General features: G+C 53.6%; 13 protein-coding genes. 5 read left to right on the plus strand and 8 right to left on the minus strand.

Features of this window, described 5'->3' with window-relative positions; genetic code table 11:
* Positions 1–19: 19 nt before the first annotated feature.
* The 3 genes from feoB to pepT all read left to right on the plus strand — a co-directional run bounded on the left by feoB (position 20) and on the right by pepT (position 4,170).
* Complete coding sequence (gene feoB, locus RZ35_RS05375; protein WP_026742373.1) at positions 20–2,341, plus strand: Fe(2+) transporter permease subunit FeoB; 2,322 nt, start codon at positions 20–22, stop codon at positions 2,339–2,341.
* 36 nt (positions 2,342–2,377) lie between these two features.
* Positions 2,378–2,626 (plus strand): FeoC-like transcriptional regulator, encoded by a 249-nt coding sequence (locus RZ35_RS05380; RefSeq protein WP_026742374.1) that lies wholly within the window; start codon positions 2,378–2,380, stop codon positions 2,624–2,626.
* A gap of 275 nt (positions 2,627–2,901) precedes the next feature.
* The gene (gene pepT / locus RZ35_RS05385; protein ID WP_051625485.1) at positions 2,902–4,170 is read left to right on the plus strand and encodes a peptidase T; all 1,269 of its coding nucleotides are present in this window, start codon (positions 2,902–2,904) and stop codon (positions 4,168–4,170) included.
* Between the two features lie 100 nt (positions 4,171–4,270).
* On the opposite strand, the gene RZ35_RS05390 is transcribed toward pepT, so the two are convergent.
* The 8 genes from RZ35_RS05390 to rluE all read right to left on the minus strand — a co-directional run bounded on the left by RZ35_RS05390 (position 4,271) and on the right by rluE (position 12,318).
* The gene (locus RZ35_RS05390) at positions 4,271–5,392 is read right to left on the minus strand and encodes a ribosomal protein uL16 3-hydroxylase (protein ID WP_026742375.1); all 1,122 of its coding nucleotides are present in this window, start codon (positions 5,390–5,392) and stop codon (positions 4,271–4,273) included.
* Positions 5,393–5,458: 66 nt separating this feature from the next.
* Positions 5,459–6,910: a two-component system sensor histidine kinase PhoQ gene (gene phoQ, locus RZ35_RS05395; protein WP_036152758.1), complete on the minus strand. Its 1,452-nt coding sequence runs from the start codon at positions 6,908–6,910 to the stop codon at positions 5,459–5,461.
* A 3-nt stretch (positions 6,911–6,913) separates the two neighbouring features.
* Positions 6,914–7,597, minus strand: a complete 684-nt coding sequence (gene phoP / locus RZ35_RS05400; protein ID WP_026742377.1) for a two-component system response regulator PhoP — start codon at positions 7,595–7,597, stop codon at positions 6,914–6,916.
* 187 nt (positions 7,598–7,784) lie between these two features.
* A complete protein-coding gene (gene purB, locus RZ35_RS05405) occupies positions 7,785–9,155 on the minus strand; it encodes an adenylosuccinate lyase (RefSeq protein ID WP_026742378.1) in 1,371 nt (456 codons plus the stop codon).
* A 99-nt stretch (positions 9,156–9,254) separates the two neighbouring features.
* Positions 9,255–9,893 (minus strand): high frequency lysogenization protein HflD, encoded by a 639-nt coding sequence (gene hflD / locus RZ35_RS05410; RefSeq protein WP_026742379.1) that lies wholly within the window; start codon positions 9,891–9,893, stop codon positions 9,255–9,257.
* Positions 9,894–10,031: 138 nt separating this feature from the next.
* Positions 10,032–11,156 (minus strand): tRNA 2-thiouridine(34) synthase MnmA, encoded by a 1,125-nt coding sequence (gene mnmA / locus RZ35_RS05415; RefSeq protein ID WP_268748620.1) that lies wholly within the window; start codon positions 11,154–11,156, stop codon positions 10,032–10,034.
* A 90-nt stretch (positions 11,157–11,246) separates the two neighbouring features.
* Positions 11,247–11,699 (minus strand): NUDIX hydrolase, encoded by a 453-nt coding sequence (locus RZ35_RS05420; protein WP_026742381.1) that lies wholly within the window; start codon positions 11,697–11,699, stop codon positions 11,247–11,249.
* A complete protein-coding gene (rluE, locus tag RZ35_RS05425) occupies positions 11,692–12,318 on the minus strand; it encodes a 23S rRNA pseudouridine(2457) synthase RluE (protein WP_026742382.1) in 627 nt (208 codons plus the stop codon). The genes RZ35_RS05420 and rluE overlap by 8 nt, the downstream gene beginning before the upstream one ends.
* A gap of 129 nt (positions 12,319–12,447) precedes the next feature.
* Between rluE and icd the strand changes: the two genes are divergently transcribed.
* Positions 12,448–13,701 carry an NADP-dependent isocitrate dehydrogenase gene (gene icd, locus RZ35_RS05430; RefSeq protein ID WP_026742383.1) on the plus strand — a complete coding sequence of 418 codons (1,254 nt, stop codon included), beginning with the start codon at positions 12,448–12,450 and terminating at the stop codon, positions 13,699–13,701.
* Positions 13,702–14,314: 613 nt separating this feature from the next.
* Positions 14,315–16,480, plus strand: coding sequence for a sensor domain-containing phosphodiesterase (locus RZ35_RS05435; protein WP_026742384.1), 2,166 nt, complete (start codon positions 14,315–14,317; stop codon positions 16,478–16,480).
* The last annotated feature ends 279 nt before the right edge of the window (positions 16,481–16,759 follow it).

Consider the following 16,759-nt stretch of genomic DNA (forward strand, 5'->3'; position numbering starts at 1 on the left):
CTCAGCGAGTAAGGATGTTATGGATACGCAATCCGTTATTTGTGTCGTAGGAAATCCCAACTGCGGTAAAACCACGCTTTTCAACGCATTGACCGGGAGTCAACAGACGGTCGGCAACTGGCCTGGCGTGACGGTAGAAAAAAAAGTCGGGGAATGCCGTCTTGAGGACCGTCGGATCACTCTGGTGGATCTGCCAGGCGTCTACTCTCTCAATCCGTCTTCCGAGAGTGCCGAAGACGAGCGTGTCGCGCGCGATTACATTCTGGCTGGCGAAGCCCAGCTGGTGTTGAATATCGTCGATGCCGCCAATCTGGAGCGTAACCTGTACCTCACCTCACAGCTGCTGGACATGAAGGTGCCGATAGTGGTGGCGGTCAACATGATGGACATCGCCGCTTCTCGTAAGTTGGATATTGATATAGATGCGCTGCGACGAGAATTGGGCTGTCCGGTCATCGCGATTACCGCGACGAAGAAGCGGGGGATAAGCTTGCTGAAGGCGATGTGCCAGGAGGCGTTGGAGCATCCTGCGATTCCTCCGGTTGAGGTGCCTTACGATCCGCCTTTGTATGAGGCCGCACAGTCGATCGCCAACTTGCTGGAGCGCCAATCGGCCAGCGTGAATGCCTACTGGTCGGCGCTCCAGCTGCTAGAGCGCGATATCACGATGCGCAGCCACATCCCGGAAGATGTGCTGATCATTGCCGACGGAAAGGTGGCTGCGTTGGAAGAACACTACGGCGACGAGCTGGATATCTTTTTGGCTGACGCCCGCTATCGGTTCGCGGCGTCGGTTGCCAACCACGCGGTAGTCCGCCGTGGCGAAATCTCGGCCACATTGACTGACAAAATCGACCGGATTGTGCTTCACCGTCTATTGGGGATCCCGATTTTCCTGTTGGTGATGTACCTGATGTTTATCTTCNCCATCAACATCGGCAGCGCCTTGATCGATTTCTTCGACAAACTGTCCGAAACCCTCTTTGTTAAAGGTTTCGGCGAACTCTTATTGGCGCTCCACAGCCCTGAATGGCTGAAGACGCTGCTGGCTGATGGGGTCGGATCCGGTATACAGACCGTCTCGACCTTTATCCCCGTGATTGCTTGCCTGTACCTTTTCTTGTCCTATCTGGAAGACTCCGGTTATATGGCGCGAGCGGCATTCGTCATGGATCGCTTCATGCGGAGTTTCGGGCTACCTGGGAAAGCCTTCGTGCCGCTGATCGTCGGCTTTGGCTGTAATGTGCCAGCCGTGATGGCGACACGAACAATGGAAAAGCAAAGCGACAGAATCGTCACGGTGATGATGGCGCCCTTCATGTCCTGTGGTGCGCGGTTGCCCGTGTATGTGTTGTTCGCAACCGCGTTATTCACTCAGGGAGGCCAGAATCTAATATTTGGACTTTACCTGATTGGTATCGCCGCAGCTATCGGCACCGGCTTTCTGTTGAAAAAAACCGCGCTGCAGGGCGATGCTTCGTCTTTCGTCATGGAAATACCGCCGTACCACCTGCCCGGACTGAACAGCGTGCTGGTTAGAACCTGGGAGCGACTAAAAGGCTTCGTGCTGCGGGCTGGCAAGCTGATAGTGGTGGTCGTGACGGTGCTAAGCTTCTTCAACTCGCTGGGGACAGACGGTACGTTCGGCAATCAGAACACCCAGAAGTCCGTACTTTCCGTTATCGGTCAGGAGATGGTGCCAGTCTTTAAACCGATGGGGATCTCGCAGGACAACTGGCCGGCGGCTGTCGGTGTGTTTACCGGTATTTTCGCCAAGGAGGCGGTTGTGGGGACGCTGGATTCGCTCTACGGCACGATGGCGAGTCAACAAAGCGGCGCCGATAACGAAGCAGACGCGCCATTTAGCTTGTGGGGCGGTGTTCAAGAAGCGTTAGCGACGCTGCCGGAAAACTTCGGCAAGCTTGGCGACGCGTTGCTAAATCCCCTGGGAATTGAAATTGGAGATCTCAGTGATACGGCGACAGTCGCGAAAGATAATGAGTTTTCGGTGACCTCTCTGACGGTGATAAGCCAACAGTTTGATGGCCGCTTAGGCGCATTTAGCTATCTGCTGATGGTGTTGCTGTATGTACCTTGTGTGGCGGCGGTGTCCGCAATTTGGCGTGAGGTGGGGACAGGCTGGACACTGTTCTGCGTCGCCTGGACGATCGAGCTAGGCTATGGCGCCGCCGTGTTGGTGTATCAGATTGGTCGCTTTGCCCGACACCCGCTGTACTCGACGGTAGCTATCGCCGGTGTTGCCTTGATGGGGGGGATGACTGCGCTATTGCTACGTCATCGTGGGGTATCGCAGCAGCGGCTGGCCCACCATGTGCAATGACACGGCGCCTGCAAAAGGGTCGCAAGGGGGTAATGCATGACCTTGATAGAGTTACGCGATTTTGTTCGCGCAAAGCGTCAAGTCTCGGTACATGACATCAGCGTCGCATTTCATGTCGAACCCGGCGTGATTGACGGCATGATGAGCATTTGGGTTCAGAAAGGGCAGGTTCGCTTTCACGCGGCGCCCGTGAGCAGTCAATGCGGCAGTTGCTGCTCCTGTGACAAAAGTCTCAGCCAGTATTACGAGTGGCTGGAGACGCCCTCTGAGATCGCAACGCGCTGATCGTTCCTCTCTGATTTCCCGCTGAATTTGCTTAAAGTTTAGCGGGAATTTCCTGTTCTTTTTATGTTATGAAAACATATCGCTAACGTTGCGGGTTAGGCGGTTTCGCTACATGCATTTTCACATGCTTCTCCTTTTCCAGCTCTGAAGCGGCTTTGGCGGCGATTTATAGACTATCGTTATGTAGCGAAACTAATAAAAACTGATATGACGCAATATCAACCTGGAAAGCCCTCTTCATAATGCAACCTGCGGTCCATCCAAGGGAGTTAAAGATGGAAAAATTACTCGATCGTTTTTTAAACTACGTGTCTTTTGATACCCAATCCAAACCGGGCGTGCGGCAGGTGCCGAGCACCGATGGGCAATGGAAGCTGGCACAGGTTCTACAGCAAGAATTGATAGGCTTGGGATTGGCGCAGGTGACGGNCGGAAATCATGGCTGTGTTACCGCGACGCTGCCGAGCAATGTCGCCTGGTCTGTGCCGACCATCGGCTTTATCGCCCATATGGACACGTCCCCGGACTACACCGGGAAACATGTCAATCCGCAGATTGTTGAAAACTACCGCGGCGGCGACATTGCGCTTGGCGTGGGAGAGGAAGTGTTGTCGCCGGTCATGTTCCCCGTGCTGCATCAACTGCTGGGGCATACGCTGATCACCACAGATGGTAAAACGTTGCTGGGCGCTGACGACAAAGCCGGTATTGCCGAGATCATCACCGCCATCGCTCGCCTCAAAAAGCGACAGATCCCGCATGGCGATATCCGTATCGCCTTTACGCCGGATGAGGAAGTGGGTAAAGGCGCTCAATATTTCGATGTGGCGCGCTTTGGGGCCGAGTGGGCATACACCGTGGATGGCGGCGGTATCGGCGAACTGGAGTATGAAAATTTCAATGCGGCTTCCGCTACGGTCAAAATCGTCGGCAACAACGTTCATCCGGGCAGCGCGAAAGGCGTGATGGTCAATGCGCTGACGCTCGCGACGCGTTTCCACCAACGGGTGCCAGCCGACGAGTCTCCCGAGCACACCGACGGCTACCAGGGGTTTTATCATCTTCACGGCATTAAAGGCACGGTCGAACGGGCGGAAATGAAATACATCATTCGCGACTTCGAACGCAGCGGATTCGAACAGCGCAAAAAGACCATGATGGATATTGCCGCACAGGTCGGGAAGGGGCTTCATCCTGAGTGCTATATCGAAGTGAGCATGGCCGACAGCTATTACAACATGCGCGAGCAGGTGGAACAGCATCCGCATGTCATCGCTCTGGCGCAGCAGGCCATGCGCAAATGTGGGATTGAACCGGTGATGAAGCCGATCCGCGGTGGTACAGATGGGGCGCAGCTCTCTTTTCGCGGATTACCTTGTCCCAATTTATTCACCGGTGGCTACAACTATCACGGCAAACATGAGTTTGTCACTGTAGAAGGAATGGAAAGCGCCGTGGCCGTTATCATGAATATCGCCGAACTGACAGCCCAAAATACGCGTGAATCATTGCAAACGCAGCACGGGTATTCGATCAAAGTCTGAGCGCGTTTCGTTCGGCGTCATGATGATGAGCGAAAGCGACAGGGGGCTGGCGTCACGCATCCCGTTATTCGGATGCGTGAACAAAGGGAGGTCTCGGTGGTTAGTCTGCGAAGTACCAGTAGCCGATATTAATCAGCGCGGTCAGCTCTGCGAGGAAGGACGGATCGTCCAATGCGCCCCCCAGCATTTCGCTGTCGATAATAGGGTGTTCCGCCAGTGCCGACAGCGCTTCCTGATGCAGGCTGTTTAGCGGTTCGCCATTGACGAAACAGCGTCCCTCCAGCCAGATCACCCGTAGGCCACCCAGTCTACGCAGCGTTTCGCCCTGTTGCATCAACTCGTAGATTTCTCCCGACTGATAGGGCGGTTCCGCCGGCGACAGATCCAACTCGTGGCGCGACTGAGAGATAAACTCGCCAAACCACAGCCGGAACGATTCCGGCTGTTGCACCAGATCCAGCATCATCTGCTGAAGGCGATCCAGTTCTGCCGGTTGCACGGTAGCGGGATGCTCGCGCGGCGTGATATCCGGATCGCTATAACGATGGCTGCCCAATTCGCGTGCCAGAACGTAATCGGCAAAGCCGCTGACCAACTCACGCGCGCTGGGCGCGCGGAATCCCACGGAGTAGTTCATCGAATTTTCCAGCGCATAGCCTTCGTGCGGGAAGGCGGGCGGAATATACAGGATATCGCCCGGCAGCAGCTCTTCGTCGATGATGGCTTCGAACGGAGCGACCTGTAGCAGGTCGGGATGCGGACAATGTTGTTTCATCGGCACTTTCTCGCCGACACGCCAGCGGCGTCGACCGGTTCCCTGGATGATGAAAACATCGTACTGGTCGAGGTGCGGGCCTACGCCGCCGCCGGGGACCGAGAATGAGATCATCAGATCGTCGATACGCCAGTCCGGAAGATGGCGGAAAGGGCGCATCAGCGCGGCCGACGGTTCATGCCAATGGTCTACCGCCTGTACCAGCAGTGACCAGTTGGTTTCACCTAAGTGATCGTAGCTGTCGAAGGGACCGTGGCTGACGGCCCAGCGTCCGTCCTGATGACTGACCAGGCGGCTGTCCACCTCGTTTTCCAACGCCAGACCGGCCAGCTCGTCAGGACTAAGGGGATCGGCAAACGACGTGAAGCCGCCCTTGATCACCACAGGACGTTTTTGCCAGTAGCGAGCCAGAAAATCCGGCCAATCGAGATTAAGTTGGTAGTCCATCGTACATTTCCATTATCAGAGGGCTGAAGGCGATTATAACGGAACCGCCAGTACTGTGCGGACCTTTCAACGGTCGTTTTGATGGAGGTGCTGGCGGCCGAAAATCGCTTCGACTTTGGCGCCGCCCAGCGGACTCTCACCGATGATAATCTCCCCCTGATATTGCTCGATAATCTCTACCGCGACGGCGAGACCGATGCCCTGACCGGGACGCATCGTATCCGCCCGCTGGCCACGCTGAAAAATGACTTCCCGCTTGCTTGTCAGGATGCCGGGGCCGTCATCTTCAACGATCAGGTGCAGCATATGGCCTGAATATTGGGCGCTGATTTCGACGAATTCCAAACTGTATTTGCAGGCGTTATCGAGGATATTGCCCATCACTTCCATAAAGTCATTTTTTTCGCCAATGAATGTCGTCTCTGGCGCGATATCGAGTGACAGAGAGACGCCTTTACGCTGATACACCTTATTGAGGGCGGAGCAAAGGCCGTCCAGCATGGCAGGAACCGACTGAACTTCCCGGGTAATGCTGAGGTGATCCGTATGAACGCTGGCGCGATGCAGGTAGTAGCCGATCTGCTGAGATATCCGACTAATCTGCGTCAGCATCTCGGGTTCCGCCTGCTCGATGGTGAGCTCTTTGCCGGTACGCAGGGCGCGCAGCGTGGTTTGCAGCACGGCCAGAGGCGTTTTGAGACTGTGGGTCAGATCGGTCAACGCGGTACGGTACTTATGGTAGCGCTTGCGTTCGTTCTTGAGCAGCGTGTTCAGGTTGCGGACCAGGCTGTTCAGCTCCCGAGGCGGCCGCTCATCCAGATTTTCACGACTGCCGTTTTCGAGTTCCTGTATTTGGTTAGCCAGATTCTTGATTGGTCTTAAGCTCCAGTGGGCCGCCAGCCACAGCAGGGGAAGGACGAGTACAAGATGGGCTATGAAGACGTAGCGGAACCATTCCCAGACAACATCCGCCTGCTGTAGCTCCTGAGGAACACGGTCGACGACGACGATGGTTAGCTGTGGCAGATGATCGGAGGCGCGATAGACATTAACGGCTACGGAGTGGGTAAACGGTTTTTTTTCTTCAAAGCTGTAACCTTTGAGGCGATTCTGGATGGCAGGGCTACCTTGCAGCACGGCGTTGCTGGTGTTGGGGTCGGTATCCAGCTCATGATAATCTGTTTTGGACAGCCATTCTGGTTTTAACCGCGATTCTAGCTCGGGCACCGCGCGCTCGCGCCACAATAGTTTGCCGTGCTGATCGTAGATGAACACCAGCGTGGGGTAATTAATATCAATCTCGTCCGGCTGGGCGATGGTCAATTGATTATCCCGCCACTGGGCTAGGCTATAAAATAGGTTGCTTTCGCCCCGAAGAAGACGGAAAGACGTTTTATCGAAGCTAACGCTATAGCCCACGATAGCCACCCCACCGTAGGAGAGTGTGAGCGCCAGCACGACGGCGGCGGTGGCGATTAGAAAGCGAAAGCGTAATGACAGGGGCGATTTTTTGATCATGTATCAGCCCTGGCGGCCCTGGATATCGAAGCGATAACCCTGACCACGCACGGTCGTGATGACGTCATGTGAATCCGCAGCCTGAAGTTTTTTACGCAGGCGCCCCATCAGGACATCAATGGTGTGACTTTCGCGTAGTTCGGCGTCGGGATAGAGCTGCAACATCAGCGAATCTTTACTGACGACTTTGCCGTGATTGCGGATGAGCGTTTCAATTATCGTATATTCGAAGGCGGTGAGTTTTATCGGCGAATTATGCACCAGCAGTTCACGTCGTGACAGGTCAACTTCAAACGGCGGCATGCTAATCACCTGAGAAGCCAGGCCACTGTTACGGCGCATCAAGGCCTGCATTCGCGCCATGACTTCTTCCAGATGGAAAGGTTTGGTGACGTAGTCGTCGGCACCGGCTTCCAGCACGACGACCTTCTCCTGCCAGCTTTCGCGCGCCGTTAATACCAGAATGGGAATTTTGACCTGCTGAGAACGCCAACGGCGGATCAGACTGACGCCGTCCTCGTCAGGTAGACCAAGATCGACGATAGCGATATCCGGCGCATGTTCATGCAAAAAGTAGTCGGCTTCTTTAGCGTCTGCCGCTGCATCAACCTGATGGCCCATTTCGTTCATCTGAACAGTCAAGTGATGACGTAAAAGAACATTATCCTCAACAACCAGAATTCGCATATGTCTTCCTATGAAAGAACGTTGATTAACCAAGCTTATCCGAAGGTCGACGCGCTGGGAGTGGTCGGTTTCGCTAGCTTGGTTGAAAAATATATTATTTACTACGGCAATAAACTTAGAGTCAACAAACTGTGGGAATAAAGGGGGAGAGGGCAGGCGGAACAAGGTCCGCCTGCCCGATTGCCGGCTACTTCAGCTCATCGACCATTTTGACGGCGCGGCCGATATAGTTGGCAGGGGTCAGTCCCTTCAGACGGACTTTCTCTTCTTCGGGAAGTTCCAGACCCTCGATAAAGGCTTTCATGCCTTCCGCATCGACGCGTTTACCGCGCGTCAGCTCTTTCAGTTTCTCGTACGGTTTTTCGATGCCGTAGCGACGCATTACTGTCTGAATAGGCTCGGCAAGAACTTCCCAATTGTGATCCAGCTCATCCAGCAGATGCTCCCGGTTGACTTCTAATTTACTGATGCCTTTCAGTGTAGATTGATAAGCGATCAACGCATAGCCCAATCCAACGCCCAGGTTTCTCAGCACCGTAGAGTCAGTCAGGTCTCGCTGCCAGCGTGAGACCGGCAGTTTGGCGGACAGGTGCCCCAGCACGGCATTCGCCAATCCGAGATTTCCCTCGGAGTTTTCGAAGTCGATGGGGTTGACTTTATGCGGCATGGTCGAAGAGCCGATTTCGCCGGCGATGGTCTTCTGTTTGAAGTGATTGAGCGCCACATAACCCCACACGTCGCGGTCGAAGTCGATCAGGATGGTGTTGAAGCGAGAGAGGCAGTCGAACAGCTCGGCGATGTAATCATGCGGCTCAATCTGCGTGGTGTAAGGGTTCCAGGTGATGCCGAGCGACGTGACGAACTCTTCGCTAAAGGTGTGCCAGTCGACGTCCGGGTAAGCGACCATGTGTGCGTTATAGTTGCCGACCGCGCCGTTGATTTTGCCCATCACCTCCACCTGTTGTAACTGGCGGAATTGCCGCTCCAGGCGGTAAACCACGTTTGCAAACTCTTTCCCGATCGTCGACGGCGTAGCGGGCTGACCGTGCGTCCGTGAAAGTAGCGGGATGTCGCGGTATTCCTGCGCCAGCGCGCCAATCGCATCAATGGTCTTGCGCCAGATCGGCATTATCACTTCACGCCGCGCCGTTTCCAACATCAGGGCGTGAGACAGATTATTGATATCTTCGGAGGTGCAGGCGAAATGGATGAATTCGTTAACTGCCTGAAGAGCCGGAACGGCGGCCACTTTTTCCTTCAGAAAATACTCGACGGCTTTAACGTCATGGTTAGTCGTGCGTTCGATGGTTTTAATGCGGGCGGCATCGTCAACGCTGAATTCAGCGACGATTTTATCAAGGTAAGCGTTTGCGTCGGTATCAAATGAAGGAACTTCTTTAATCGCCGCACACGAGGCCAGCTTTTGCAGCCACCGTACTTCCACCTGCACGCGGAATTTCAGCAGGCCATATTCGCTGAAAATAGTGCGCAGGGCGCTGACTTTATCGCCGTAGCGTCCATCAATAGGGGAAACGGCGGTCAGTGAGGTTAATTCCATCGCGAGCAACTCCTGGGATCGTTTTTAATGAAAGACAAAAGCGTGACTACAAGTATCTCATGATGGCGGACGAACCGGAATCGTCGTCCGCCGGTCTGTCTATTGGTCGCGGCAGCGCGACAAAATCTGCTGTGCCTGTTTGACCAGCGTAGCGCGTGAAAACATAAGCTGCAGGCGTCCTCCGCCAATTTGCTGCCATAGCACAGCGGCACGAATGCCCGCCAATAAAATGGCGCGTACCTTAGCTTGAACCTGCGCGTTTTTGAGGACTTCCTGCGAGCCGGTCACCTGGATGCGCGGCCCCAGAGGACTGATGACGTCCACGTAGATGCCCGCCAGCACGTTAATCATCGGGTCGGATAATAACTCATAGTGCTCCAACTGACGCCCCAACTGGTCGACACGGTTGCCAAGCTCGCTGAGAGCATTGCCGTTTTTGTTCAAGCGACGTTCCAGCGCCATGAGACTAAAGGTATAGCGGGACTGATCGGCGCCGATTTTTTCGCGCGACGACGAACCGAGGATGCGAAGCAGAGTTTCAACGCCCAGCTTCAGATTGTTCTCGTCGTTACCAAAAATCTCCAGCGTGCTGGCGGCGTCTGTCACAAGAACGCTGTTGAGCGACGTCTGCAGCGCCGCCTGCGGGCAGGTTCCTGTTGTCGCGAGCTGCTGAACCAAACAGGCGGACTGACAAATTCCTGCCAGCGCCAGCGTAATGTCGTAATAGTTTTTGGCCACGATGGCTCCTGTATCCTCATTGCTTTCTGACGTCGACCGTCAGGAGTATGCAATCCGCGCGGAGAGCGTTAAACGGCGGGAGCGGGTATTCGCGCCGTACCGCTGTGGCAAGAGCGGAGGACGCTTGCGCGGACACCGTTATTTATCGCGCAGGCGCTCCTCGATAATCCCCCCGCCAAGACAGATGTCGCCCTGATAAAATACCGCGGACTGGCCCGGCGTGACGGCGGCAACCGGCTCATCGAAGCGAACTTCGATACGGTCTGCGTCCAGCGGCGTGACGGTGCAGGGAATATCAGTCTGACGGTAGCGAGTTTTCACCACGCAGCGAAAGGGTTCGGTGACGGTGTCACGATCGACCCAGTGCAACTGTTGCGCAATCAAACCGTCAGACATCAGGCGAGGGTGATCATGGCCCTGAGCCACGTACAGCACGTTGTTCGCCACGTCTTTGTCCACGACATACCAGGGATCATCGCCGCCTTCTTTTACGCCGCCGATGCCGAGGCCTTTACGCTGCCCAAGCGTATGATACATCAGGCCCTGATGCTGGCCCATGTTGCTGCCATCATCTACGGCGATGATCGTGCCGGGTTGCGCTGGGAGGTAACGGGCCAGAAAGTCGCGAAACTTTCGCTCGCCGATGAAGCAGATCCCCGTAGAGTCTTTCTTCTTGGCCGTGGCCAGATCTAACTGTTCAGCGATTTTACGAACTTCCGGTTTTTCCAACTCGCCGACCGGGAACAGGCTTTGCGCCAACTGTTGGTGACTGAGGGTGTACAGGAAGTAGCTCTGATCCTTGTTGCCATCGAGTCCGCGTAACAGACGGCTTTTACCATCGATATCCTGACGGCGCACATAGTGGCCGGTCGCGATGTAATCCGCGCCCAGATCCTCAGCGGCGAATTCCAGAAACGCTTTGAATTTGATTTCCTTGTTACACAGGATATCGGGGTTCGGCGTACGACCAGCCTTGTACTCTTCCAGAAAGTGTTCAAACACGTTGTCCCAATATTCCGCCGCGAAGTTGACGGTATGCAGGACCATGCCGAGTTTGTCGCAGACGGCCTGCGCATCGGCCAAATCGGCAGCCGCAGAACAGTATTCCGTGTCGTCGTCCTCCTCCCAGTTTTTCATGAACAGGCCTTCGACCTGATAACCCTGTTGTTGTAGGAGGTATGCGGAAACGGAAGAATCAACGCCGCCGGACATGCCGACAATGACTTTTTTCTGGCTGTTATCTGACATGACAGTCTCGCGAATAGAAAAGATTTAATGCAACAAATTAAGGGAAAATTGACAGGCCGCATAGGGTAGCACATTGGCCGCAGTGCCGCATCACGGGCATCGGGGTCAGGCCTGATAGGGCCAGTTGAATGCGCCGAGCACGCTTAAGGGATAGCGGATACCGCTTTGATAGCAGCGAATGCTTTCCGCGACCAGCGGCGAGCGTAATCTGTCGGAGCGTAGAATTTCCTCTGCGGTCAGCCAGTGGCAGCAGTCGATATCGCTGTCCTGAGGCGCCGTGGCGACCTGCTGCGGCAAATCAATTGTGAAGCTGAAACGCAGGAATGGCGTGCCGTCCTGCGCCACCCACTGATGAAGCTGCAGGAAGTGCTGAGGCTGCGTTTTGACGCCGGTCTCTTCATACAGCTCGCGGCTGGCGGCTTGAATCAGCGTTTCTTCGGCTTCGAGATGACCGGCCGGCTGGTTCCAGAGACTTTTGCCGTTAATGGTTTCTTCCACCACTAAAAAACGACCTTCCGCCTGAACGATGTTGGCGACGGTGACATGAGGTTTAAACATGCGTGATTTCCTTCCATTCCCCGGGCGATAACCCGGCCAGAGTCTGATTAGCCATACTGTAGCGGATTAAGCGCAGCGTTGGGAAACCAATGTGAGCCGTCATGCGGCGAATTTGCCGGTTGCGGCCTTCCTGCAACGTAATTTTCAACCAGCTCACCGGGATGCTTTTTCGCTCACGAATGGGCGGATTGCGCGGCCATAACCAGTCGGGCTCGTCCACCAATTCGACCCCCGCGGGCAGCGTGATGCCGTCGTTGAGCGTCAAGCCCGCACGAAATCGCGCCAGTGAGTCTGGGTCGGGGATACCCTCTACTTGCGCGTAATAAATTTTGGCCGTTTTCTTTCCCGGCTGAGTCAGTCGCGCTTGCAATGCGCCATCATTGGTGAGCACCATGAGCCCTTCACTATCGCGATCCAGGCGTCCGGCGGCATAGACGTCGCCGACAGGAATATAGTCTTTCAGCGTGGCGCGGCCCGAGTCATCCGTAAATTGGGAAAGCACATCGAAAGGCTTGTTAAACAGAATGATTCGACGCGGTTTCGGCGCTGTGGTTTTTTTTGCGGTTGAACGAGAACTGAATCGTTTAAGTTTGTGATTTCTAACAGGGATTTTATTCATTTTATTCATAGCTGAGAGTGACAAAGTCATTATACTCGAAAGGGTTGCGGTTGGCGCGGGTTTGATATTCCAGTAGTATTGACACGCATATTACATCTCATTAACAAAATGTGCTCTAAGGAGAGGTTAATGGAAAGCAAAGTAGTTGTACCGGCTAAAGGTCAGAAAATTACGGCAGATGTAGCAGGCAAATTAATCGTGCCAGATAACCCGATTATCCCTTTTATTGAAGGGGACGGGATCGGCGTTGATGTCACGCCAGCAATGATTAATGTGGTTGATGCCGCAGTCAAAAAGGCCTATTCGGGCAAACGGGCCATATCCTGGATGGAGATTTACACCGGCGAAAAATCGACCCAGGTCTATGGCAAAGATGTGTGGCTACCGAAAGAAACGCTGGATATCATTCGCGAATACCGCGTCGCCATCAAAGGCCCCCTGACCACGCCCGTCGGCGGCGGTATCCGCTCTCTCAACGTCGCCCTCCGTCAGCAGCTTGATCTTTATATCTGCCTCCGTCCGGTGCGCTACTTTGACGGCACGCCAAGCCCGGTAAAACATCCTGAACTGACGGACATGGTTATCTTTCGTGAAAATGCCGAAGATATCTATGCTGGCATCGAGTGGAAAGCCGGTTCTGCGGAAGCGGACAAGGTCATCAAGTTCCTGCGCGATGAGATGGGCGTTTCCAAAATTCGTTTCCCTCAGCAGTGCGGCATCGGGATTAAACCGTGTTCCGAAGAGGGCACCAAGCGCCTGGTGCGCGCGGCTATTGAGTATGCCATCACCAACGAGCGCGATTCAGTAACGCTGGTGCACAAAGGCAACATCATGAAATTCACCGAAGGCGCATTTAAAGACTGGGGCTATCAGCTGGCGCGGGAAGAGTTCGGCGGTGAACTGATTGACGGCGGTCCGTGGGTAAAAATCAAGAATCCGAATACCGGCAAAGACATCGTCGTCAAGGATGTGATTGCGGATGCGTTCCTGCAACAGATTCTGCTGCGCCCAGCGGAATATGACGTTATCGCCTGTATGAATCTGAACGGTGATTATATCTCTGACGCATTAGCCGCCCAGGTTGGTGGTATCGGCATTGCTCCCGGCGCGAATATCGGCGATGAATGTGCGCTATTTGAAGCCACGCATGGCACCGCGCCGAAATACGCGGGTCAAGATAAAGTTAATCCTGGCTCCGTTATTCTCTCGGCTGAAATGATGTTGCGTCATTTAGGCTGGTTCGAAGCGGCGGATTTGATCATCAAAGGCGTAGAAGGCGCGATCAAAAATAAAACCGTGACCTATGATTTCGAACGTCTGATGGATGGGGCGAAACTGCTGAAATGTTCTGAGTTCGGCGACGCTATCATTGAGCACATGTGATAATCACAGCGGCAAAATAATTTATGAGGGAGGCTTATGCGCCTCCCTTTTTCTATGCCGCTCTACGGCAAACCTCCTCATCATCTCGCCTCGACAGTTGCAACGACTCGGCATTTGCTCGCACGCTACCGTACGGGTTGGCGTCCTAAACTCGTCGGCCAATGACGACTTCCATTATCATCGCCTTTGATTTCCGAGCCTGCTCGCAAAGCCACGGTGCGCTCCTCGAATGAATATGACGAATGGCCTAGTATCAAATTACTTTGAAGCATTGCGGGTGGAATTAGAACGTACCCTGGTCAATATTGATCATATTTTGTCGGGATTTAGGGCATAGATACAAATTCTTCAGGCGCCACTCACTGAGTGGCGGTGATTTGCTATTCTTTATTGTGAGAATAAGAATTCTATATATGAAGCAGAACGTTTTTTGCCAGAAAGGAAATAGAACCGGGCTGGTAAGAAACCGTGTCTTAGGAACACTGTTTTGATTTGAGCGGCGTATGTCGCTTTATCAAACCGCGTTCAGGAGCGCTAGTTCATCCTATTATCGTTCACCGCGATGATCAGTATTGACGACAATAACAACAATGGAACAGTAAGGGGAACCCCCATGAGTCGAGCCCCAGTGAACAAAAAAAATGTGAACAGCCGACTTGATGCGGTGCGTGAGTATGGCATCGACGGCCCGTTGTCTGATGACTCCGATCTGGAGAATCTGATCAAATTGGCCGCGAACGTATTCAATGTCCCCGTCGTTGCTATCTCCATTCTGGACAAAGAGCGTCAACTCTTCGTAGCAAGCGTGGGGTTTTCCGTTTGCCAAATGGCCCAGGAAGATTCCTTTTGCAACTATGCCATCCAAAAGAAAGGCATCTTGGTCGTGCCGGATGCGCGTCGAGATCCCCGATTCAAAAATAATCCAATGGTGACCGGTGCTCCACAAATTCGGTTTTATGCCGGTATACCGTTGCGATCGCCTCTCGGTCAAACTATCGGCACGCTGAATATTGTCGACTTCAAGCCGCGTATCGGTTTGAGCGCGCGCGATGCTCACAATTTGCAGGATTTGTCTACGTTGGTTATGGATAAGCTGGAAATGCGGCGTCTCGATGTGGCCAGAAAAACGGGTCAGGCAAGCTTTGAGCGAGTGGCCCGGCTGTCCCCCGACGCTATCCTGTGTGTGAATCATCAGGGCATTATTACTTTCTGGAATGAAGCTGCCGAAAATCTGTTGGAATATTCCAGAGAGCAGATAGTAGGACAACATATTAGCAGCGTCGTGCCGGATATGTTTATTGTGCAGTTGCACCATTTGTCTACTGATGAAACGGCACGCTCCAAGGGCAGCCGGATTGAGCTGGATGCAGTGACCCAAAGTGGCGCGCTGCTGCCCGTCGAGCTGTCCGTTGGAATGTGGCAACAAGGTGAGGGCGATAGCTACAGCCTGATTCTGCGCGATACCTCTGAACGCAAGCGTTACCAGGAAAGGCTGTTCTTGCAGGCGCATCGGGATCCTCTAACGGGGCTAATCAACCGCACGCTGTTGGCTACCTCGCTGAATCAGCTATTAAAGCAGCATCCGTCTGGTTGCCTCATGATCGTCGATCTGGACGGTTTCAAAGATATTAACGACAGCCTGGGTCACGCGAGTGGCGACGAAATTTTGGTCAGCGTGGCGCAAAAACTGTTGGCTGATGTCAGACAAGGCGATGTGGTGGCACGCATGGGCGGCGACGAATTCGCAATATTGCTTCCGCAGTTGGAAGACCTCCAGGTCGCGGGAGAAATGGCCCGGCAAATCAACCATGATATTTTCCAAACGGTCATCGTCGGGGACAAGCAGGTATATACCAGTGCCAGTATCGGACTTGTAATGTTTCGTTCACAAGGCGCGACAACTCAGGAGCTGTTAACCAGTGCTGATTTAGCTCTGTATCAGGCTAAAGCCGATGGGCGTAACTGTTATCGTTTTTTCACGCGTGAACTGCGTGAAATCTTTCAAGCCAAACATGCATTCCAGCTGGAATTCATTCGTGCTTATGAAAAAAATGAATTTGAGGTGTTTTATCAGCCTCAGGTGAATTTGATCAACAACGAGATTGTCGGCGCCGAAGCATTGCTGCGCTGGCAGCATCCCTATAAAGGAGTGCTGGCGCCCAGCGCCTTCTTGACCGCGCTGGAGAAAGGTCCTTGGGCGGAGCGCATCGGTGATTGGGTCGTGCAGGAGGCCTGTCAACAGGCGGCGGAATGGCGAAAAGCGGGAGCCGAAAATTTCCGCATCAGTATCAACTTGTTCGCAGCGCAGTTCCGCTCCGGCATGTTATCTCAGAAAATCAGGTCTGTGCTGGAAAAAACCGGGCTTCCTCCGAGCGCATTGGAGCTGGAGATCACCGAAAACATCATCATCCGATACGATGAGAATATGCTCAGCCCCCTAAATGAGTTGCGTAATGAAGGTATCAGCATTGCCTTTGACGACTACGGCACAGGATACGCGTCGCTAAGTATGCTGAAGAACTATCCGGTTACCCGTCTCAAGATCGATCAGACGTTCGTACGTGCCATGTGCGAGTCACCGCCAGACGCGGCTATCGTTAGGGCCATTTTGTATCTGGGAAAAAGCTTCAGGCTGGATGTCATTGCAGAAGGTGTGGAAACGCAGGAGCAGTGTGAACGACTGAGAAATAAAGGATGTGAACAGGCACAGGGCTATCTGTTTGGACGTCCGATGCCAGCCGCCGACTTTGCTCGCCAGTTAGGCGTAGAGAAGGCCTGATTTGCCTATTAATAGTCAATCACAGTTATTGGGTGATTATATCAGGCGGTCGACAAAGAAAGCGTGATGTGCTGGGTAACGCCTAATGTCATTTAGCCGTGTGAACTCCGTGTGCGCTGTTGTTGAATCGTCGCTCACCCTTAATTTTTATGTTTTTTTTTGCGTAGCGTCTCGATTTTCCACGGATGATAACCTTTTGCGCGACACCAATAATTGAAAACGTAAAGTTATGTTGTTTAGGTAACTTAGATATCAAGAATGCTTGAAAAAGCCATTGCA

It is taken from the genome of Lonsdalea quercina subsp. quercina (genome assembly GCF_000688655.1).
Taxonomy (GTDB): domain Bacteria; phylum Pseudomonadota; class Gammaproteobacteria; order Enterobacterales; family Enterobacteriaceae; genus Lonsdalea; species Lonsdalea quercina.

Excerpts from the sequence above, each read along its gene's own strand:
- RZ35_RS05390 (WP_026742375.1), bottom strand. The coding sequence starts at position 5,392 with ATGGACTACCAACTTAATCTCGATTGGCCGGATTTTCTGGCTCGCTAC.
- RZ35_RS05435 (WP_026742384.1), top strand. The coding sequence starts at position 14,315 with ATGAGTCGAGCCCCAGTGAACAAAAAAAATGTGAACAGCCGACTTGAT.
- rluE (WP_026742382.1), bottom strand. The coding sequence starts at position 12,318 with ATGAATAAAATCCCTGTTAGAAATCACAAACTTAAACGATTCAGTTCT.
- RZ35_RS05380 (WP_026742374.1), top strand. The coding sequence starts at position 2,378 with ATGACCTTGATAGAGTTACGCGATTTTGTTCGCGCAAAGCGTCAAGTC.
- icd (WP_026742383.1), top strand. The coding sequence starts at position 12,448 with ATGGAAAGCAAAGTAGTTGTACCGGCTAAAGGTCAGAAAATTACGGCA.
- purB (WP_026742378.1), bottom strand. The coding sequence starts at position 9,155 with ATGGAATTAACCTCACTGACCGCCGTTTCCCCTATTGATGGACGCTAC.
- RZ35_RS05420 (WP_026742381.1), bottom strand. The coding sequence starts at position 11,699 with ATGTTTAAACCTCATGTCACCGTCGCCAACATCGTTCAGGCGGAAGGT.
- phoP (WP_026742377.1), bottom strand. The coding sequence starts at position 7,597 with ATGCGAATTCTGGTTGTTGAGGATAATGTTCTTTTACGTCATCACTTG.
- phoQ (WP_036152758.1), bottom strand. The coding sequence starts at position 6,910 with ATGATCAAAAAATCGCCCCTGTCATTACGCTTTCGCTTTCTAATCGCC.